Source organism: Limosilactobacillus sp. WILCCON 0051 (genome assembly GCF_039955095.1).
GTDB classification, from domain to species: Bacteria; Bacillota; Bacilli; order Lactobacillales; family Lactobacillaceae; genus Limosilactobacillus; species Limosilactobacillus allomucosae.
Genome location: NZ_CP154878.1, coordinates 97,172 through 117,231, shown reverse-complemented (window position 1 = coordinate 117,231; position 20,060 = coordinate 97,172). Strand labels below are relative to the sequence as shown.

21 protein-coding genes are annotated in these 20,060 nt (G+C 38.4%); all 21 read right to left on the bottom strand.

Going from position 1 to position 20,060, the window contains the following annotated elements; translation table 11 throughout:
* Positions 1-27: 27 nt before the first annotated feature.
* The gene (locus ABC765_RS00485; RefSeq protein ID WP_347980492.1) at positions 28-735 is read right to left on the bottom strand and encodes a hypothetical protein; all 708 of its coding nucleotides are present in this window, start codon (positions 733-735) and stop codon (positions 28-30) included.
* A gap of 244 nt (positions 736-979) precedes the next feature.
* Positions 980-2,212 (bottom strand): FRG domain-containing protein, encoded by a 1,233-nt coding sequence (locus tag ABC765_RS00480; RefSeq protein ID WP_347980491.1) that lies wholly within the window; start codon positions 2,210-2,212, stop codon positions 980-982.
* 327 nt (positions 2,213-2,539) lie between these two features.
* On the bottom strand, positions 2,540-3,391 hold the full coding sequence (gene rfbD, locus ABC765_RS00475) for a dTDP-4-dehydrorhamnose reductase (RefSeq protein WP_347980490.1): 852 nt from the start codon (positions 3,389-3,391) through the stop codon (positions 2,540-2,542).
* Between the two features lie 70 nt (positions 3,392-3,461).
* The gene (gene rfbB, locus ABC765_RS00470; RefSeq protein WP_347980489.1) at positions 3,462-4,502 is read right to left on the bottom strand and encodes a dTDP-glucose 4,6-dehydratase; all 1,041 of its coding nucleotides are present in this window, start codon (positions 4,500-4,502) and stop codon (positions 3,462-3,464) included.
* Between the two features lie 11 nt (positions 4,503-4,513).
* A complete protein-coding gene (gene rfbC / locus ABC765_RS00465) occupies positions 4,514-5,095 on the bottom strand; it encodes a dTDP-4-dehydrorhamnose 3,5-epimerase (RefSeq protein WP_006499898.1) in 582 nt (193 codons plus the stop codon).
* 3 nt (positions 5,096-5,098) lie between these two features.
* A complete protein-coding gene (gene rfbA, locus ABC765_RS00460; RefSeq protein WP_347980488.1) occupies positions 5,099-5,968 on the bottom strand; it encodes a glucose-1-phosphate thymidylyltransferase RfbA in 870 nt (289 codons plus the stop codon).
* A gap of 19 nt (positions 5,969-5,987) precedes the next feature.
* Positions 5,988-7,079, bottom strand: coding sequence for a glycosyltransferase (locus tag ABC765_RS00455; RefSeq protein WP_275264484.1), 1,092 nt, complete (start codon positions 7,077-7,079; stop codon positions 5,988-5,990).
* Between the two features lie 29 nt (positions 7,080-7,108).
* A complete protein-coding gene (locus ABC765_RS00450) occupies positions 7,109-8,530 on the bottom strand; it encodes an oligosaccharide flippase family protein (RefSeq protein ID WP_347980487.1) in 1,422 nt (473 codons plus the stop codon).
* A gap of 3 nt (positions 8,531-8,533) precedes the next feature.
* Positions 8,534-9,436 carry a glycosyltransferase family 2 protein gene (locus ABC765_RS00445; RefSeq protein ID WP_347980486.1) on the bottom strand — a complete coding sequence of 301 codons (903 nt, stop codon included), beginning with the start codon at positions 9,434-9,436 and terminating at the stop codon, positions 8,534-8,536.
* Position 9,437: 1 nt separating this feature from the next.
* On the bottom strand, positions 9,438-10,031 hold the full coding sequence (locus ABC765_RS00440; protein WP_347980485.1) for a CatB-related O-acetyltransferase: 594 nt from the start codon (positions 10,029-10,031) through the stop codon (positions 9,438-9,440).
* A 2-nt stretch (positions 10,032-10,033) separates the two neighbouring features.
* On the bottom strand, positions 10,034-10,942 hold the full coding sequence (locus tag ABC765_RS00435) for a glycosyltransferase family 2 protein (RefSeq protein WP_347980484.1): 909 nt from the start codon (positions 10,940-10,942) through the stop codon (positions 10,034-10,036).
* 2 nt (positions 10,943-10,944) lie between these two features.
* Positions 10,945-11,940, bottom strand: a complete 996-nt coding sequence (locus tag ABC765_RS00430; protein WP_347980483.1) for a hypothetical protein — start codon at positions 11,938-11,940, stop codon at positions 10,945-10,947.
* Between the two features lie 254 nt (positions 11,941-12,194).
* The gene (locus ABC765_RS00425) at positions 12,195-12,926 is read right to left on the bottom strand and encodes a glycosyltransferase (protein WP_347980482.1); all 732 of its coding nucleotides are present in this window, start codon (positions 12,924-12,926) and stop codon (positions 12,195-12,197) included.
* A gap of 16 nt (positions 12,927-12,942) precedes the next feature.
* Positions 12,943-13,716: a glycosyltransferase family 2 protein gene (locus tag ABC765_RS00420; RefSeq protein ID WP_347980481.1), complete on the bottom strand. Its 774-nt coding sequence runs from the start codon at positions 13,714-13,716 to the stop codon at positions 12,943-12,945.
* On the bottom strand, positions 13,713-14,348 hold the full coding sequence (locus ABC765_RS00415) for a sugar transferase (RefSeq protein WP_302517503.1): 636 nt from the start codon (positions 14,346-14,348) through the stop codon (positions 13,713-13,715). Before ABC765_RS00415 ends, ABC765_RS00420 begins: the two co-directional genes overlap by 4 nt.
* A gap of 77 nt (positions 14,349-14,425) precedes the next feature.
* Complete coding sequence (locus tag ABC765_RS00410) at positions 14,426-15,196, bottom strand: tyrosine-protein phosphatase (RefSeq protein ID WP_180304911.1); 771 nt, start codon at positions 15,194-15,196, stop codon at positions 14,426-14,428.
* A gap of 33 nt (positions 15,197-15,229) precedes the next feature.
* Positions 15,230-15,988 (bottom strand): CpsD/CapB family tyrosine-protein kinase, encoded by a 759-nt coding sequence (locus ABC765_RS00405; protein ID WP_347980480.1) that lies wholly within the window; start codon positions 15,986-15,988, stop codon positions 15,230-15,232.
* A gap of 12 nt (positions 15,989-16,000) precedes the next feature.
* Positions 16,001-16,855, bottom strand: a complete 855-nt coding sequence (locus tag ABC765_RS00400; RefSeq protein ID WP_347980479.1) for a Wzz/FepE/Etk N-terminal domain-containing protein — start codon at positions 16,853-16,855, stop codon at positions 16,001-16,003.
* 12 nt (positions 16,856-16,867) lie between these two features.
* Complete coding sequence (locus tag ABC765_RS00395) at positions 16,868-17,875, bottom strand: LCP family protein (RefSeq protein ID WP_347980478.1); 1,008 nt, start codon at positions 17,873-17,875, stop codon at positions 16,868-16,870.
* A 250-nt stretch (positions 17,876-18,125) separates the two neighbouring features.
* The gene (locus ABC765_RS00390) at positions 18,126-18,737 is read right to left on the bottom strand and encodes a hypothetical protein (protein WP_347980477.1); all 612 of its coding nucleotides are present in this window, start codon (positions 18,735-18,737) and stop codon (positions 18,126-18,128) included.
* A 149-nt stretch (positions 18,738-18,886) separates the two neighbouring features.
* Positions 18,887-20,035 carry an IMP dehydrogenase gene (locus tag ABC765_RS00385; RefSeq protein ID WP_006499311.1) on the bottom strand — a complete coding sequence of 383 codons (1,149 nt, stop codon included), beginning with the start codon at positions 20,033-20,035 and terminating at the stop codon, positions 18,887-18,889.
* Between the last annotated feature and the right edge of the window lie 25 nt (positions 20,036-20,060).

Genomic DNA, 20,060 nt, shown 5'->3' with positions numbered 1-20,060 from the left:
TGATAGCAATCTAAAATCTAAAAGATCCTAACTTAATTTAAACTCCGGGTAGTAGCGCTCAATCAGGTCAATGGCATGGTTGGAGATTTCGATGCCATCATAAGCCTGGCGATAGTAACGAATCAGTCGTTTAAGTCGCCAGTTGAGTTCATCTTGGTTGTAGTAGTTCAAGGTGAAGACATCTGCTACATAAAATAAAGGCTCTGGCAGCATTGTTCCAAAATCATTCAATTGATCGTCTGAGCGTTTCAGATCACGGCCAAATTCCTTTAAGGCATCAACGCCACCAACGTTTTCAACAATCCCAAACCCTTTGCCAGCAATGATTCGTGGCAGATTCTTGGCACTCAGCTCATTTTGATCGTCTAGCTGCTCAATTTTCAGCTTGATTTCCCAGCCATCGCCAAAGTCATAGCGGAATAAGAATTCATCCCCGACATTAAAATAGTTGAGCCGGAAATCATTTAAGCCAACGTACTTGATCTTGGGTCCGCCTGGAAAACTTGGTACCATGCTGTATTCTTCAGGATTATTCACCATCACCACGAGACCATCATCAGATTGGTAGGTGAAGTCATACTGATGCTCCGCGTACATTTCAAACATAATTTCCAGATAGTATGCCAGCTCAGTAATTGGCAGGTTCTTTTTGATTTTGAATCGCCGCCAGGTTGCCGGTGATCGAAAGTCTTTCAGTTGAGCCTTGATAGTATAGGTTGGAATTGGCTTTGCCATATCAGTTTCCTCCAAAGATTTGCTTTGCAGCCATTGTATTCTAAAGCTTTTAAACCGAGTATATCATAACGCACCTGCCTGCTGAAATCATAAGCCATAGTAATGAAAACGCTCTATCCGGTTGCTGATGATAGCCCATAGCGCTAAAATAATTATATAAATACATATCTTTCTAGCAGATTTTACACACTAAAGGGCTAGGTGCTTGGTTGCGCCTAACCCTTTTTTCTTAAAATATGTATGACTAATTTAGGTAACTATCGGCAATATCTTCAGCATAGTGAGTAGCATCAGGATAAATGAAGCTCTTGCTAATGCCAATATTGCTTAGTTCTTTTCTGATTTTCTCTTTCATGCAGCAGGGAATTGTAAAAGCAACTGCTTCATTCTCTTTGTTTGTATATAGCAAAGTATTGATACGTGACTGAATTCGATTTCTCCTCTTTTTTGTTTTAACTTCAGGATCAAGATCGGGATTGGGATCAAAATCAATTGGAATCAGCATAAACAATCCTTGTTGATTCTTAATTCGTTGATCAATAATTCTTGGAGTAACGATTTTAGGCAGATACATTTCTACTGGGTTGATAATATGGTCAAAATTGCCACTGTCTCTTTCGATCGCATGATATAAACGAATAGTAGGAATTGCATTGTTAAAATCATCATATAAGTTTAAAATCTTTTTAGTATTACACATGCATATATCTTTGAATAAACACTTATGTTGTTGTCTATGTAAATTTTGCAAATACTCTGCATAAGCATCTTTCCAATAAACTTTCTGATTTTTGGCTGAATAGTACTTACTGAGCCCCTCATAAAATTTCATAACTTCTTTTATGAAACCCTCGCCATCTTTTCGTTTCATTCTAGCTAAAGACGTTTCAATTTCAACTTGATCACTAAAAGAATCCCGCTTAGAGGACTTAATCCTCAAAAATTTAAAAATACTATGGGAGACATTTAGTTCAGAGAAAGAGACATTTAACGCTTTATCAACAAACTCTTCATTATAAAAGTTATTAAAAACATATACCACGCCATCTTTATAATTATCTTTTTCTACGGCAAAATACAGAGCTATCAGCGCATTAGTCGTTAAATCTAACAGCCTAGTAGGCAATTGATGATGCTGCATCAGGGCTAATCTATCAACATTATTTTGACAATCTTTGAATAAATCAGGATACTTGGCAATAAAATCATTAATCATGTTTGCTTCATATTCATAGCGTTCATTATTGCGAAATAAACTAGGACATGTATTTCCATATTCAATGTTGTCTTGTCCACGGAAATATAGTTCCTTTCTATCATAATCCCCATTGTTAACCATGTTTTCTTTATTGTCTCTATCTTCTTTTTCCAATATCGAATAGAGTTCTTCCACTTTTTTTACATAATCAGCTAGACTAGTAATCTCATTATCTTCAAAATATTGATTACCTAAATTTTCAAGTTTTAATTCGTGCATACTTATTCCTCCCAACCATTTAGTTTATCCATTAATATATACTAATTATACATTAAGCGCTTACATCGCGAAACAAGGAAATAATTTAATGATGCATTTCCTTGTTTCGTACTATAATAAACTTAAATTAGACATCTAAATTTAAATTCATGCAAGCTAATAGTAGCTACTTACAAGCTGCTTCCTTAAACTGCCATAATTATACACTTTGAGATTACCATTTCTGTACAATTTTCGATTGCCTTATATGTATGCGCTTTCTTAGATAGCTAATATGCACCCTTCTATACGCGAGTCATCTCATGTATAGAAGGTTATTTTCAATTATTAATAATTGTCTTGAATCTGGTTCATAAATTCCTGTAAAGCAGTTTGCCACGTTGGGATGGTGAATCCAGTGACTTCCGCTTTCTTCAAGCTCATAATGGAATGACGTGGCCGATATGCCTTTTGCGGATATTCTTCAGAGGTAACTGGAGCAACCTCTACGTCCTTGTCTTTCAAGATTTCACAGGCAAATTCATACCAAGAGCAACTGTCTTCATTCGACAATTGATAAACGCCATATTCACAATGATGGTCAACTAGATACGTCATAAATTCTGCCAACGTCCGAGTCCATGTCGGGCGACCAACTTGATCATTAACTACTGTCAGACGATCATGATCCTTAGCCAGGCGCAGCATCGTGTAGACAAAGTTCTTGCCATATTCGCCAAAGACCCATGAAGTCCGAATAATGTAATAATCAGTCATAGCAGTTTGAATAGCCTTTTCTCCAACCAGCTTGGCTTTGCCATATTCGTTTTTTGGATTGGTTGGATCATCAACCTCATATTCACTGACCTTGGTACCATCAAATACATAATCAGTACTGAGGTAGACCATTTTAGCCCCAATCTTGGCAGCTGCTTCAGCCAGATTACGCGTACCATCTTCGTTAACTTTCCAGTTGATTTCCTTACCTTCATCCTCGGCCTTGTCAACTGCTGTGTAGGCTGCACAATGATAGATTACTTCTGGCTTCAGTTGATTCAACTGTTCATCAACCGTTTGCCGATCCGTAATATCCATATCTTTAGCATCACGGGCAGCATATTCAATTCCGCGTTCGTCCAGCAAATGACGCAGTTCAGTACCCAGTTGACCATTGGCACCGGTAATTAAGATTTTTGCCATTATCATTTCCTCACAATCTTTTTGATGTTAAAAATCGCCGAATATTTTATAATTCGACGATTTCAGCAATTTATTGACCGTTCTTTGCGTACTTGGCTTCCACAGCGGCTTTTTCCGCTTCCCACCAATCACGGTGTTCGGTATACCACTTGATCGTGTCCTTTAGGCCTTCACAGAAGTCCGTGTACTTAGGCTCCCACCCCAGCTCGGTCCGCAGCTTAGTAGCGTCAATCGCATAGCGCAGGTCATGGCCAGGACGGTCCTTAACGTGATCATAGGCGTCTTTAGGCTGACCCATCAGTTCCAGAATCAATTCCAGAACCTCTTTATTATTTTTTTCGCCATCGGCACCAATCAAGTATGTCTCGCCAATCTTGCCCTTGGTCAAAATCGTCCAAACCGCTCGTGAATGATCATTAGTATGAATCCAGTCACGCACGTTCTTACCTGAGCCATAAAGCTTTGGCCGAATACCACTCAAGATATTGGTAATCTGCCGCGGAATAAACTTTTCGATGTGTTGGTAAGGACCATAGTTGTTTGAACAATTGGAAATCGTTGCCTTTAATCCAAAGGAACGAACCCATGCCCGTACCAGCAAGTCGGAGCTGGCCTTGGATGATGAGTAGGGGCTGGATGGACGATATGGTGAATCAGGCGTGAATTTTTCACCCGGACCTTCACCGTGACCAGGCAAGTCTTCCCGCAATGGCAGATCACCATAGACCTCATCAGTCGAGATATGGTGGAAACGGACATCATACTTGCGGCAAGCTTGAATCAACGTGTAGGTGCCGACAATATTGGTTTGAATAAATGGATCCGGATTCTGCAGTGAATTGTCATTATGGCTTTCAGCCGCGTAGTGAACTACGGCATCAGCTTTTGAAATCAACTGATCAATCAGTTCTTTGTCACAGATGTCGCCGACTACCAGTTCCACCCGATCAGTTGGTAGTCCCGCCAGATTGGCCTTATTGCCGGCATAAGTCAGCTTGTCCAATACCGTGATGTGTTCTACTTCCGGATGGTTGTTAACGACGTAGTGAACGAAGTTGGAGCCAATAAAGCCGCAGCCACCCGTTACGATAATATTCTTAAATTCCGTCATGCTCGCGTCTCCTAGATTTCACCGTAGACAAACGGATTGTCCTTTTCGAATTCCGTCAGGGTTGGCTGCTTGGCATCTTTTTCGGAAGTAATCGCCTTGTCAAATTCAATTGGCCAGTCAATGTTGAGTTCAGGCGTCTTAAACGAAATGCCGCCATCAGCTTCAGCATCGTAGTAGTTGTCGCACTTGTAAACAAAGTTGACATTGTCAGTCAGCGTCAGGAAGCCATGCGCAAAACCGCGTGGTACCAGCAGCTGACGATGGTTGCTGGCGGAAAGAATGTAGCCTTCCCATTGCTTGTACGTTGGTGAACCCTTTCGCAGATCGACAATGACATCCAAAACCGCTCCGGTAACTACACGAATCAGTTTGGTTTGCGCAGCCTGACCACGCTGAAAGTGCAAACCACGTAAAACACCGGCTTGAGTGGACAGCGACTGGTTGTCCTGGACAAAGTCAAAATCAATGCCAGCAGCTTTAAAGTCACGATCGGAGTAGGTTTCTTCAAAGAAGCCGCGATGATCGCCAAAGACGGCTGGCGTGATAATCTTAACGTCTTGTAATTTTGTCGTTTGAACGTTTAATTTACCCATAGTCTATTTCTCCTCTGCCAAACGCAATAAGTACTGACCATAGTCGTTTTTCTTTAATGGCTGTGCCAGTTTAATCAATTCATCCTTATTTATGTATCCCATCCGGTAGGCAATTTCTTCAATTGCAGCAACCTTCAGATTTTGCCGTTTCTCAATCGTGGCGATAAAGTTGGCTGCCTCAAGCATTGAGTCGTGCGTGCCAGTATCGAGCCAGGCATAACCGCGACCCATCAACTGCACGTCCAGCTGACCACGTTTTAAGTACTCTTTATTGACGTCAGTGATTTCTAATTCGCCCCGTGCCGACGGCTGAATATGCTTGGCGATCTCAACGACATCATTATCATAGAAGTAAAGCCCAGTTACCGCGTAGTTGCTCTTAGGCTGTTTTGGCTTTTCTTCCAATGAGAGGGCATGCATGTTTTGATCAAACTCAACTACGCCAAAACGTTCTGGGTCATTGACATGGTAGCCAAACACCGTTGCCCCGTTTTCTTTTTGTGCGGCATTTTGAACCAACTTGGAAAGTCCCGAGCCGTAGTAGATGTTGTCGCCTAAAACGAGAGCAACTGAGTCATTACCGATAAAATCTTCACCTAAAATAAATGCTTCGGCCAAGCCATTTGGATGTTCCTGTACTTGATAGGAAAAGCTCATCCCAATTTCTGAACCGTCCCCCAACAGTTCCTCAAACAACGGTAAATATTCTGGCGTTGAAATTACCAAAACCTCACGAATCCCTGCCAGCATCAAAGTTGACAATGGATAATAAATCATCGGCTTATCATAAACCGGAATCAATTGCTTAGAAATACCACGGGTAATTGGGTAGAGCCGCGTTCCGCTTCCCCCGGCTAAAATAATACCTTTCATAAATATATTTTCTCCATGATTATAAAATACTAAGAATGTACTTTTTTACCCTTCTTTTATAAAGAGGCAACATAAATTTTTCAGAAGTTTTTACTATAGTGTTGCTGTCTTTTGGTAGTGAAGGATTATCAACTAATCCTTGTAAATAATTCCTCAATTGTTTAATATTTCCTAATTGATATAAAGCCCCATTTTCATTGTTAATGATGTCACTCGGACCAGTATCAACATCAGAACTAATACAGTATATTCCATGCGATATGGCTTCACATAAAACCATCGGCAACCCTTCAAATTTAGATGTAAGTATTAGTGCAGTTGCCTCATCAATGTTGTTCCAAGGATCATCAACAAAACCATGCCATTTTATATTATTAAATATCCCTATTTCCTTAGTATATGATTTTATTTTCTGTTCATTTTCTATTTTTCCATACACGTTTCCATAAATGTCTAGAGACCATTTTCCTTTCAACCCATGTAAAGCGTTAAATAGCTCCTTAACATTTTTTTGTCCGTCTAACATAAGGCGTCCTATATAAAGAAACTTTGCATAATTTTTTGGCCTAGGTATTATCTGTTTATTAGAAATAATCGGATTATAAATCAGGAAAATTTTTTGAGCATTAATGCCCTTTCTTTCTAATTGCGCTTTTATACCAGAACTAATTGCAAAATAGTAATCTGCTGACTTGAGATACTTTTGTTTCACTGGATGTTGCTCAAGAGAATAATGATACCAAGCAACAATTTTTGTGTTTATCCTAAGTAATTTTACAATTTGCTTAGAAAGGTACCACATAAAAGGATTTGTTGAAATTATAAAATCAGGTTTATTTTTTTTTATAAACTTAAATAAACTAAAAGGTAAAACAGATACATAAAACGTATTTCTAATGAATTTATTTTCATTAATACTATATGATTTACTAATGCTTACCATATTATAATTTAAGCCTTCTAACCAATCGAAATTTGATGTACCACCTATTGATAGTAAATCAATCTTTATATCCTTATCATCTTTAAATGATTTAAGAAAATTTCTTACAACGGTTTCTGTTCCACCATTTCCCGAAACATATGGCATTAAGATTATTCCCTTTTTCATAAAAAAGCACCTGCACCGTCCTTTTGCACTTAATTACGCTTAAAAATAAATTTGCTAATCCAAGATATAATTGTTGCATTTGTTAAGTAAAGTAACGCAATATATACAAATATTCCGATACTTATTTCAAATAACAAGCTAAAAATATTCATTACAAAAATGAAATTCAAAATTCTAACAACAATAAACATTGCAACGCTAGCAAATAAATATTTTTTTACGTCCTTAAACATTTTTTTATACGGTAATTTATTTGATGATTTATATATTTGATATGTCGTTACAACAAATTCAGAAATAACTGTTGAGATTATCGCTCCATATAATCCCTTAAAATATATTAAAGGAAAGTTAATAACAATATTTGTAATTGCACCAAGAACTACAGATGTAGTATAAATAGAAACCCTATTTGTAGGTACCAAATATTGATTACCTATAACGCTAGCTAAGGAAATTGGAATTATTACTACTGACTCAAGTAAAATCGCTTGTCCAACAGCAATATATTGTTTTCCATAGAAAAAAACAGCAAATTTTTGTGCAATTGCTGCAATTCCAAATGCCATTGCCAAAGAAACGCATAGAACAATATTGAACGACTCTTTTACCATCTGTATCACCCTAGTAGTTTCTTTATTCGAATAGGCATTAGCAATGTGTGGAAGCATCACAGTACCAATTGAAGTTATAATTGTCAAAACCATTTTAATTAAACTGTCAGAATAATTATAAAAGCCAGAATCAACTTGACTTTTCATAGCTCCCAACATAGTTTTATTTAGTTGAGCATAAACTTGAATGGCTATTTGTGGTATGAACAAAGCAATTGTGGGTTTAATATGCCGAAAAGGGTGTAATTCTTTTAATGAAACCCTATTTACTACTCCATGTAAATAGGGCCAAAAAGTTATATTACCTAGAAATGTCCCTAACGCCATTATTAACACATATATTCCTGTGTCTTGGGAGCTTCTCACAAATATAAAGATAGCCGCCACTGTTACAAATTTAACCAAAGTATTCCTAATAACTATCTTCTTGAAATCTTCTATTCCCATAAACAGCCATGAGATATCAAAAAAAACTGCAATAATATATAATGACTGAATTAATAGATATTTCTCATCAAACTGATAGAAAAAAATAAATAGTAAATATGAAAATAGTGAAATAATAACTGTGTTAAATTCTAAAATCAATATTTCCCAAAAGTTAACAGATAATTTATTATTGCTGTCCCTAACATATGCAATTTGCCTATTACCATATAAAGGTATACCTAGGCCAGCAAACAAAACAAAATATTGAACGATAGAATATGTATATGAATAAATACCTACACCTTGAGGCAATAATGTTCTGCTTACATATGGATATGTGATAATCGGTAGTATAATCGCTAAGATTTGATAACTAACATTATATATATAATTCCTTAAAACCTTCATTATCTAAGAAATTTCCTTCCTAGGTACAATTACAGTTAGATAGGATATAAACCAACAAAATATACAGAAAATTTTGTTATAACTAATATAATCAATAGATTTATTCATTTTTTCATTCTTTTTATGTGAAATTTCAAAATATCTACAAAGCAGTTTAAATTTATACAGCCCCGTAAATTCCTTAATATTAAGCCGTTGATTAACTATGTATCTATAAGTTTTCGGGTTATTGTACAATTTATTATAAATATTTTTTGTAATCCCATCTGATCTATATTCTGTATAATATACTATTTTATTAAACCACCGGAGTTTATATCCATCAGCTGCTATCCTATTATAAATAATACTTTCATCAGTATACGTTTCACCCTCAAAAACAGGAAATGGCAAGTATTTTCTTAAAACATCAGTGAAATAACACTCAGCCTTATCACCGTCTAAATTATATGAACTTCTTTGAAGATTTGTAGCATCTATAAATTTTGCACTATTGAATTGACCACTACCACCAATGACTTTGCCATTAGGATAAGCTCTTAAACCTGCAACACCAGCGTAATTATCTTTGGAAACCAAAGTTAAATAAACGTTAAGTATGTCTTGCAACGAATTTTTTGTTAGGAAATCATCATCGTCAACTTTAAAAAAAAGTTCCCCTTTTGCAACTTTTATCGCAAAATTATAAGCTCTATTTATTCCTGCTTCCTTTACAGAAAAATATCTAATATTAACTTTATTTTCATTCTTAAATTGAGTGATTATTTTATCTATACGCTGTGTACCATTATCTATTATTAGCCATTCAAAATCACTATATGTTTGTTCACAAAGTGAATTATATAATTTTTTTATTATATTTCCTCTATTATAAGTGGGAGTAAAAATTGTAAATTTCACTGACATATTATATTTTTCCCTCAGATTCAAGATTTATTATTGCTTTTTTATCTAAATGATAAATATCATATTTTTTTATAAGATTAATTTTTTTATCATCATAAAAACGATTTTTTATATATCGTGCTGGCACTCCACCAACAATAGTATAAGGTCTTACGTCTCTAGTTACGACAGCACCAGCACCTATGACTGCTCCATCGCCAATATGTACTCCTTCTAAAATAGTTGCATTATGTGATATTAAAACATCATTTCCTATAATGACCCGTTCTGTTTTTTTCTCACCAAAAATCGGATGTGACAAGATTTTATTTATTCTATGTTCTGAGGGACATATCATAACATGATCAGAAATACTACAATAGTTACCCAACGTACAATTTTCCAGCCATGATTCAAAATTAACGTACGAATAATTACCTATTATAACGTTATCTAAAATATGAGTATTTTGGTCAATCAAAACACCAATTCCATATTTCGCCTTAGTTGAAGCATACTTTGATTTTATTTTTGTATTATGTCTTAAATTAAAAATACTTAAAATAAAAGTTTTGTATAGTGTAAAAAAAATAGATTTAATTGCGGATATTATCATTATCACTTCACCAAAAAAATAGCAACCCAGTGCTTTAAAACTAAAATTATTTTGTTCATAAAATTAATTAAACCAAGTCTAAATAAACCTTTCCCTTGATAATATCTTTTACAAACATATCTTCTAGAATCATAAGTCACGTTATATTCATCTTTTACGTTTTTAAACTTATATTTATATTTTAATAGTATATCTCTTTTGCTTAAGCAATTATGATTGTGATAATAACATACTGATAAATCTAGAGCTGCTATCATTCCAATATTCTTTATTTTGATCCCCAAAGCTATTTCTTCGTTATACATAAATATATTATCGTCAAAGTATCCAACTTCACTAAATACATTATCTTTAATAATAAAGAAACTCCCCGGCAGGAGTTCTGTTTCAAACAATGTTTTGCCTACGACTGGATAGCTAAAGCGTGTTGGTAATTTTTTAGATAACAATGAGTGTTGTAGAATTAATTGTTTTACGGAAGGTATATTCCATGATTGATTGAGTATATTAAATTTATTTTGGAAAATGACTCCACAACTTATCATGCTTATTTTATCGTTACTTTCAAGCTTAGGTATCAATACATCAAACACATCTGAATTAAAAGTAACGTCTGGGTTGACAATTGCTATATATTTAAATTCATAATACTTTTTAGCATATAAAATTCCAAAATTATTGCCATAAGAATATCCACCATTATGGTCCGTTTTAATTACTTTTATGAAATCTTTCTTATAAAAATATTTTTTTAATATTTCAAACGACTCATTTTTCGAACAATTATCCACTATTACTATCAAAAAATCATTTCCAATATCATTGGAACTAATTAAGCTTTCGACACATTGTTTTGTGTTTTTATAATGATTATAGTTAAGTATAACTACTAGCGTTTTTTTGGAAATCATAGTTATTTGGACCTCACTGCTCCATCTACAAGTGCCATATAAATAGCAAGTACAGGTAATCTTTCAGCATCAACAAGTGATAAATTAAATAAAGAGAAAGTTGACATAACTAAGATAGCTAAAATAAGCATTTTTTTCTTTTCTTTTAAGATGGAGTAAGTTTTAAATGGAAAATAAAGAGAAATAAGCATTCCTAAAATTCCAAATTTACCCATTTGACCGATAATACCTATATCATTATAAGAATTACTTGCAAAAGAATTAAATCCATGTATGCGTTCATAATCTTCTAACAAATTAGGTACATCTTTAAGTAACCCATTACCAAATAAAAAATTATTTTTAAACACTTCAATATAATATGCTGCCTCATCAACTCGATGGTAATATGAATAATCTAAATGATTAATATACTCAATTTTCAATTTTATAAATAAAAACAATGAAAAAAGAATGGCCATAATAAACATTGCAACTTTTTTTAATCCATTTGATATAAATGATATTTTTAAAATAAATAACAATAAAAATGTCATTAAAGTAAAGATAAAAACAGAGCGCGTTTTAGAAATAAATAATTCATAACTATAAATTAATAGAAGATTTATCCAAGCGTAAATTTTAGATATATTAACATTTTTTTTATTATTAAGTATTAAAGAAATAGGTATCACTGAAGAAAAATCTATAAGATCAGATCCTATAAGTCTTGACTGGCCATTCCTTGATAAATCTATTATGGCATTTTTGCTAACACTAGTAACTTGACCATAATTAAATCCAAAAAACTTAAACAGAGAAATACCATTATACAAATAAAGAAAATATTCTACTATAGCAAAAGCGGATGCTATAGTACTAAAAAACATTAATTGTTTAAGAAAAGAAGAATAATTTAATTGACAGGAACTAGAAAAAATATAATAGGATAATAATGCTAAGTAAGGACACGTTTCAATAAAAGCCGATGTACTTGGTTCTCCTGTATATTTAATCATTGTAAATAGCATCTCAATAAAAACTATGATATATATCAAAAATAAATATTTAGTATATTGAAAATTTAGATTCAACGTTTTCCTATTTTTACTATAGATAAACACTAAAAACATACAAACTGTTACTAATACAAAAAGTATTTCATTTGATCTTTCGCCATAACTATCAGGCAGTTTAAATAAATATAAGAACTTATAATTTACTAGTAACAATATAAAGGAGGCTATTGAAAAAAGATTATATCTACTAGTACTCATTTGTTTTTCCTTAAATAATTACGCAATTTTTTTACCATCCAAGTCGGCAGAATTTTTTTTATACCCATAACAACTTTTATCCAGTTTCTTTTATAAGAAGGTAACCAACTAGCATTATATTGATGGATTGAAATTGTATTGTTTGTAATTTTCCTTTTTCCGTCTCCTAAGGTTTGCGGACAAAGGTATTCCATTGGCAATATCGCTATATCGTCAATTTTTTGCATCTGATTATTTCCAACTAAGCCATGAGTTATTAAAATCTTTGTATTTAAAATTGGGCAAGCAATTTCCTCCAATTCTGTTTTATTAAATACAATTGCATTATAATAGTCCATCATTTCACTAATGATTTTACTATTCCTTTCTGCAGCAAAACCTAATCCAGAGTTAATAAATTCATTATTCTCGTATCCAATATATCCGGTTGGAAATTCCCTCAACACTTCATCTAGTGGTCTAAGTAATTCAACATCAGTGTCTAAATAAACTCCACCATAATTATAAATTGCATATAATCTAACATAATCACTTACAAATGCCCAATGTTTATTTAGATACGCATTCTTTACAAAATCATTAGCTTTAGTTATATCAAAGTTAGACTCATCCCATTTAATAATTTTAAAATCTGGATTAGTTTTCCGCCAAGATTCAATGTTTTTAACTAATTTTCTAGGAATCTTATTATTACCGAACCAACAGTAATGAATAATCTTAGGAATCATTTATTAAATCCCCCGTCTAAACCCTATACTTTTGGAATCCATTAACTGCCCATTTGCCAACACTAATACAACTCTTAATAACATTCTGCTTTAAGACGGTTCTATAAAACTTATAATGTTTAGATATTAATTTCTTCTTATTTCCAGTTAAAGAATTTTTTCTAACCCTATATTTGGCTAATATCTTTTGATTACCATAAGCAGTACCAGATAATTTAATAACATCTATCCAATATTCATAATCATCTAATAAACTTTTTAACTCAGTATGTAAAAATACCTTGCCATACTTAGAACAATCATACAAGCCTGTTAAACAGCCAATGTAATCAATTGCTTCCATGTCTTTTAGTGTAATAACTGGTTTTGCAATTACTGGCGACAAAGTCTCATCAGAGTTTTCATCAATTCTCCTATAAGATGAGCATACACAAAAGGCTTTCTTTTCACTCATAAATCCTATTTGATCATTTAAAAATTCTGGTAACCAAATATCATCAGAATCCAATAATGCAATATATTGACCTTGTGCATGACGAATTCCATTATTTCTAGCCGCTGCCGATCCAGCATTTTTTTGCTTAATTAGTTTAATCCGCGAATCTTTTTCTACATATTGATTAACTATTTTTTCCGAGTTATCAGTAGAACCATCATCTATAATTAACATTTCCCAATTCGGGTATGTCTGAGACTCAACAGAATCAATTGTTTCTTTAATAAACCGTTCACCATTATAGCAAGGAGTAATAATCGATACTAATCCTTTAACATAATTTTCTTTGTTCACTTCTTTTTCCCTTCATGTATTCCCCGACTGCAAATAACATCAAAGAACGTTTTGTAACAAATCCTGGCATCCTCGGCCAACGTTAGATTTGCCGCATATTCACCATCATAAGCAGCCTTCTGTTCATCAGTCACTAAGTCGCGGCCACGGACCTGTGCTAAGCCAGTAATCCCCGGTAGAACTGCCTCAGCTCCGTTTGCATGCCGTAATGACAAGACTTTCTTTTCTTTCAGAATCAATGGTCTTGGACCGATAATGCTCATTTCACCTTTGAAAACGTTGATTAATTGTGGTAATTCATCCAGGCTTGATTTACGCAGCCATTTACCAACTTTAGTTATGTATTTTTCTGGATTTTCAAAGCTCGCAGTTGCTAGTTGCGGAGCGTTTATGTACATTGTTCGAAATTTATAGATTTTAAATGGTCGGCCGTTTTTTCCCATTCTTTCTTGACGGAAGAAAACCGGACCGCTTGAGTCTAATTTAATCCACCCCGCCAATATCAAAAAGAGTGGCCACAAAATTACTAGTAATAGAAAACTGATAATAAGGTCTATCCCCCGTTTGATGTACCTAGGATAAAATTGCGACTTCCTGGCTTTGGCTATTTCATTGTCAGTAACCTTCATCATACTAATCCTCCTCCCTTAATCATCCTCTTTAGTCGAAAAGAGGGGCGAGGTCACCCCCCCCCGCCTAATTTTCTTAACTAAAAGAACCAAAAATGCTTCTTTTTAGGCAATGGCTGCCAATCTAAATTAACCTGATCCCCATTAATTATGTCGCGCGCGTTTTGTTCATATGTATCAGCCAGCTCAGCGCCAAATTCACTGCGCAGTTTCTGCAGCGCTTCACTGAGCTCGTATTCGCGATGACTCAAGGCATGCGCGTCAGAGGCAAAGATTGCTCCCTGCCCGGCCTTGATCATGCTGGTCGTAACCTTTTCAATCTTTTTGCCGAACCGGCCCAGATAGCTGCTGGACGTCAATTGGGTCAGGCATCCCTGCTCCAAGAACGGCTGCAGTCTTTCTGGATGTTCCAGCAGCTCGGCATTTCGTTCGGGATGGACGATAATCGGCACGATACCTTGCTGCCGCAGCTTAAAGACCATTTCCTTCGCGTACTGCGGCACTTCTTGGCTGGGAAACTCCAGCAGCATGTAGCGGCCGCCCTCATCCGCGAACAAAATATCGTCTTTCTGCAAGGCTTCCAGCAGCTCACCATTGATCCGGACTTCCTGACCTGGAAAAACCGTTAATGGAATCTCGTTTTCATTCAGCGCTTGCTGAAAGTCCGCCGTCAGCTGCAATACATCGGCTTTATGATTGATATAGTGCCCATTCATATGATGCGGCGTCAATAAAGCGTGCGTTACGCCATCATTAACCGCGTCCTGGGCCAGTTTTAAAGAAGTCGCGAGGTCAGGTGAACCATCATCCACGCCTGGCAACAAGTGACAATGCAGATCGATCAAAACCATCTTGATTCACCCTTCCTGATGTATGCGACGAGCCTAGTTTTCCGATTCTTTTTCGTAGCCGTAGCCATATCCATAGCCGTAGCCATAACCGTAGCCCGCGTCGTCTTCTGGTACGACGTCATTCATAACATAGCCTAACAGATGCGCGTGACTCATCTTCAACAGTTCAACGGCCCGCCGCACGCCAGCTTTTTGCGTTACACCCTGTCGTACAACCAGCACCACGCCATCCACGCTGCCCGCAATCGTTTGCGTATCGGTAACTTCCAGCATTGGTGGCACGTCCAGGACAACCAGATCGTATTGGGCCTGCACGGCTTCCAAAAGTACCTTCATGCGCTGTGAGCTGAGCAGTTCGGCCGGGTTAGGCGGTACGGCTCCACTTGGCAGCAGGTCTAATCCTTCAATGCCGCTTTCCTGAATCACATCGTTTAAGTTGACTTCTGCCTGGTCACTGCTCAAAACCGTTGACAATCCTTCTTGACCAGCCAGATCAAAAGTCGAGTACAGCGTTGGACGGCGCATGTCGGCGTCAATCAGCAGCACGCTCTTGCCTTCTTGCGCCCAGACGATGGCCAGGTTGGCCGCGACGGTACTTTTCCCTTCACTGATGTTGGCGGAGGTAAAAGCAATCGTCTTTAAGCGTCGGTCCACGGCCATGAAGTGAATGTTGGTACGCACGGTCCGAAACTGTTCCGCGGCGACGCTCTTTGGTTTAGCCACCGTGATCAGCTTGGCGCCGTTTTTCATCGTATTGTTGTCAACTCGCGATTTACGTTTGAAGATTCCCATCATAACCCTCCTTTAGACCCGGCGCGTCTGCGTGTTTTGCGAACGCTGCTTGATTGAGAAACCATCCAAGTTGATGTGGGTAATCTGACCAAGATTCGTCAAGCCCAGTTCATCAACCATGAAGTCGTTGTCCCGCACACTGGTATCCATCAGGTCGCGCATCAGTACGATCATAAAGCTGATCAACAGCCCTAAGACCGCCCCAGCCAGCGTAAACAGCTTAACGTTAGGCGATGATGGCTTACTTGGCGTTGTCGCACGGGCCACGATCGTCACGTTGTTGACATTCATGATCTTCTTGATTCGGCTTTTGAAGACGCTGGCAATCGTGTTGGCGGCCGCCGCGGACTTCTTCGGATTGTCGGTTTCCACGCTGACCGAGAAGACTTGCGAGTTGGTCTGCGTCTTGATCGTGATCGCGTCTGACAGCTGGCTGGTCGTCATGCTGTAGCCTTGACCGGTGTGTTCAACCTTAGCTGGCTTGGCCGCGCTGACCAGCCGCTTGGTCCCATCAGCCAGCGTCTTGTACTTGGCTGGCTGGGCCTTGCGAACGACCTTGACTGGGTTGGCCAGTTCTTTTTTGGTTTCTTTTAGAATTACTGGACTGGTAATGATGTCCTTGTAGGTATTGATGACCTGAATATCGGCCTGTTGGTTGTTGTAGGCCTGACCATTGGCATTGTTTTCGTTTTTTTGGTTAACCAATAATTGCGTGGTTGCCGTGTATTTCGGCGTCATAATGAATTTAGAAACGATAAAGCCGGCCAATGCCAGGGCAATCGTACAGGTAATCAAAAACTTCAGATGTTTACGGCACAGATTAAACAGGCGACGCAAATCGATCGTGTTGTTGCTGCTGTTTTCCAATGTTTTCCTCCTTTAATCAGTCACGCTGACGTGTTTAAGCTGCAAGGCATCACGAATCTCATCGGACACGCGCTGCATCTCGCTGGTTGGCACGACTTCAAACGACTCGCCGCCTTCACTGTCGCCATGGCCCTGCGCGTGATCAGAAACCACTTTGCCATTGGCCTTGCGATACTTCATGGCTAAAGTCGTCATGTCGCTGAACGTCAGATTGGTCTTGGACTGATCAGCAATCGAATTCAAGAATTTTTGGTTAAGCACTGACTTATATGAAGCAGCTTCTTTCATTAAAGCGGTAATGACCAGGCGCTGCCGTTCTTGCCGGCCATAGTCGCCTTGTGGATCGTCATAGCGCATTCGACTAAAGGCCAGGGCTTGGTCGCCATTCATGTGGTACGTCTTACCTTTTTTAAAGCTGTAGCCTTCATAGTCAAACGTCAAAGGCGAAGTCACGCTGACGCCGCCGACCTGATTGATGGCTTTTTCCAGCCCGCCCATGTTGACCATTACATAGTAGTCAATTGGCACGTTAAAGTATTTTTGAATAGTATTGATGGTTTCTTTAACCCCACCATATGTATAGGCCGCGTTGATCTTAGCCGGTGAATATTCGGCATATCCTGGCAGATTAACCTTCATGTCCCGCGGCAGGCTGACAATCGTGGTCGTCTTTTTTTGCGGATTAAGCGTCATCATCATGATCGTATCCGTCCGGCCTTTATAGCTGCGGCCCAGCGCCCCTGTATCAGTCCCCAAAAGCAGAATGTTGATCGGCTTGCCCTGCTTGAGGACCTTGTCAGCATTCCGGTATGTCTTGGCGCCTGATTCGCTGTACATATTATTAGTAGCAACATGGACGTTTCGCCAGGCAACCCCCGCGAAAATCAAGGCGAGAATCACCAAAAGTCCAATAAATGACCACAAAATCTTCAAACCTAATCGTTTCCGACGATGGTGATGATGATGGTGGTGATGGTGCGAATGGTGCACCGGTTGATTTTGATTCGATTCTTCATTCATATTTACATAGTCCCATTTTTTAAAAAAATTTTACATCTACATACCTTAAAATTATCTATGCATAAGCCAAAAAAATCAAGGCGTCAAGCCCCATCTGCCATGTCGCACTAGGGTTTAACGCCTTGTTTGTTAAAAGATTAATTTATTGTTTTATGTGCACAGTTACGGAATGTTACGTTTGTTAACGCTATATATTTATATTTTATAAATAATTTAATAGAATAAAATTCGTTAATAAAAATTTTATTGTTTATTGGCCGATACCGCGCACAGTCAAATCTTTATCAATGGTCTGGTCGCCATTATGAGCGGTAACGTGGTATTTGCCTGGCTTTTTAAAGTTATAGGTTTGATCAGCTCCCTGCGCGTTGCCGTTCAAAGTCGTCACGACGTTGTTATTGCTGTCTTTGATCTCAAACTGCGTGTTGGCTGGCGCCTTAAAGCTGACGGTCGCATCCCCGGTCTTATTTAAGGAAACGTCAGTCGGAAAATCGACCTGCAGCTGACTGCTGGATGAAGAACTTGTCGATGAGGATGAAGAACTCGCTGATGATGAGCTGGCTGACTGCGAGCTGCTGGATGCGGCCGCGGCTGACTCTGAGCTGGACTGTGCCTTGCTGACCTTAGTGGCATGTTCATTAGCAGGATGATGTTCAGCCGGCTCACTGGTTTTATCTCCCGGCACGGCAAATGCGCCCACCAGACCGATCACAAACAAAACGATCAAGCCCCAGTTCATGACTACCTGTCTTTTGCCGATTGGTGCCTGGGCATTCTTTTTGAGCCGCTGTGTCTGATAGATCCAGACGCCGACAAAACAAACGGCTGCTAAAATCATCAACAAAATGAACAGTTTCTTCATTATATAACTCATCCTTTTTCGAAGTTTGGCTAACTGTTATCTTAACACATTTAGCCAACTAGCCAATCAAACAATCATCAAATGACGTTTCAGAACGCAAAAAAGCGCTGCTCGCTTTTAAGCAGCGCTTTTGAATTCAGGCTTAGCCATTATTTGTAGTTAGGAGCAGCCTTGGTAATTTGAACGTCGTGTGGGTGTGATTCACGCAGACCAGCGTTCGTGATCTGAACGAATTGAGCGTTGTCGATCAAGGTTGGAATGTCCTTGGCGCCAACGTAGCCCATCCCGGAGCGCAGACCACCGACCATTTGGAAGATCACGTCAGCCACGTCGCCCTTGTATTCAACCCGAGCTTCGATACCTTCTGGAACCAGCTTGTTGGCTTCGTTGACCCCACCTTGGAAGTAACGGTCAGAAGAACCATGCGATTGAGCCATGGCTGCCACGGAACCCATGCCACGGTAGCCCTTGTACTTCTTGCCGTTTTCTTCAAAGACTTCGCCAGGGGCTTCCGTCGTACCGGCAAACATGCTGCCCAGCATTACGGCGTTCCCACCAGCAGCCAGGGCCTTAACGATGTCGCCAGAGTACTTGATCCCACCGTCAGCAATGATGGCCTTGCCGTATTCATGAGCCACGGAAGCAGCATCGTAAATTGCCGTAATCTGTGGGACACCAACACCGGCAACCACCCGCGTCGTACAAATCGAGCCAGGGCCGATGCCGACTTTAACCACGTCAACACCAGCGTCAAACAGCGCCTTGGTACCTTCACCAGTGGCTACGTTACCAGCAATCAGCGTAACTTCTGGGAAATGTTCGCGAATTTCGGCAATCTTGCGCAGCACCCCAGCCGAGTGACCATGGGCCGTGTCGATTACGATCGCGTCAACGCCGGCCTTCAGCAGAGCTTCAGCGCGTTGGAACGTGTCGGACGTAACCCCAACGGCAGCCGCAACCAGCAGATGACCGTTTTCATCAACGGCAGCGCGGTTGAAGTTTGAGTTGGCAGGCAGTTCAACGCCTTTAACCGTGGCTACTTCGCCGGCTTGAGCATCGATGGACATGTTCTTGTGAACGACCCCCATCCCGCCTTGCAAGGCCATCGCAATTGCCATTGAGCTTTCAGTAACGGTATCCATCCCGGCACTGATAAATGGCACGTTCAGTTTAATATTCTTTGCCAGCTGCGTACTCAAATCGACTTCATTTGGCAAGACATGACTTTCCGCTGGAATCAGCAGCACATCATCAAACGTTAAGCCTTTCTTGGCAAACTTAGTATCCCAATTCGACATCAATCTGCACTTCCTTCTTTAAATA

What these genes read in the sequence shown, in the direction of transcription:
- ABC765_RS00440 (WP_347980485.1), bottom strand. Translation starts at nt 10,031, where the DNA reads ATGATAATATCCGCAATTAAATCTATTTTTTTTACACTATACAAAACT.
- ABC765_RS00450 (WP_347980487.1), bottom strand. Translation starts at nt 8,530, where the DNA reads ATGAAGGTTTTAAGGAATTATATATATAATGTTAGTTATCAAATCTTA.
- ABC765_RS00445 (WP_347980486.1), bottom strand. Translation starts at nt 9,436, where the DNA reads ATGTCAGTGAAATTTACAATTTTTACTCCCACTTATAATAGAGGAAAT.
- ABC765_RS00480 (WP_347980491.1), bottom strand. Translation starts at nt 2,212, where the DNA reads ATGCACGAATTAAAACTTGAAAATTTAGGTAATCAATATTTTGAAGAT.
- rfbC (WP_006499898.1), bottom strand. Translation starts at nt 5,095, where the DNA reads ATGGGTAAATTAAACGTTCAAACGACAAAATTACAAGACGTTAAGATT.
- ABC765_RS00435 (WP_347980484.1), bottom strand. Translation starts at nt 10,942, where the DNA reads ATGATTTCCAAAAAAACGCTAGTAGTTATACTTAACTATAATCATTAT.
- ABC765_RS00405 (WP_347980480.1), bottom strand. Translation starts at nt 15,988, where the DNA reads ATGGGAATCTTCAAACGTAAATCGCGAGTTGACAACAATACGATGAAA.
- ABC765_RS00410 (WP_180304911.1), bottom strand. Translation starts at nt 15,196, where the DNA reads ATGGTTTTGATCGATCTGCATTGTCACTTGTTGCCAGGCGTGGATGAT.
- ABC765_RS00425 (WP_347980482.1), bottom strand. Translation starts at nt 12,926, where the DNA reads ATGATTCCTAAGATTATTCATTACTGTTGGTTCGGTAATAATAAGATT.
- ABC765_RS00395 (WP_347980478.1), bottom strand. Translation starts at nt 17,875, where the DNA reads ATGAATGAAGAATCGAATCAAAATCAACCGGTGCACCATTCGCACCAT.
- ABC765_RS00430 (WP_347980483.1), bottom strand. Translation starts at nt 11,940, where the DNA reads ATGATTAAATATACAGGAGAACCAAGTACATCGGCTTTTATTGAAACG.
- ABC765_RS00385 (WP_006499311.1), bottom strand. Translation starts at nt 20,035, where the DNA reads ATGTCGAATTGGGATACTAAGTTTGCCAAGAAAGGCTTAACGTTTGAT.
- ABC765_RS00415 (WP_302517503.1), bottom strand. Translation starts at nt 14,348, where the DNA reads ATGATGAAGGTTACTGACAATGAAATAGCCAAAGCCAGGAAGTCGCAA.
- ABC765_RS00455 (WP_275264484.1), bottom strand. Translation starts at nt 7,079, where the DNA reads ATGAAAAAGGGAATAATCTTAATGCCATATGTTTCGGGAAATGGTGGA.
- rfbA (WP_347980488.1), bottom strand. Translation starts at nt 5,968, where the DNA reads ATGAAAGGTATTATTTTAGCCGGGGGAAGCGGAACGCGGCTCTACCCA.
- rfbD (WP_347980490.1), bottom strand. Translation starts at nt 3,391, where the DNA reads ATGGCAAAAATCTTAATTACCGGTGCCAATGGTCAACTGGGTACTGAA.
- rfbB (WP_347980489.1), bottom strand. Translation starts at nt 4,502, where the DNA reads ATGACGGAATTTAAGAATATTATCGTAACGGGTGGCTGCGGCTTTATT.
- ABC765_RS00390 (WP_347980477.1), bottom strand. Translation starts at nt 18,737, where the DNA reads ATGAAGAAACTGTTCATTTTGTTGATGATTTTAGCAGCCGTTTGTTTT.
- ABC765_RS00485 (WP_347980492.1), bottom strand. Translation starts at nt 735, where the DNA reads ATGGCAAAGCCAATTCCAACCTATACTATCAAGGCTCAACTGAAAGAC.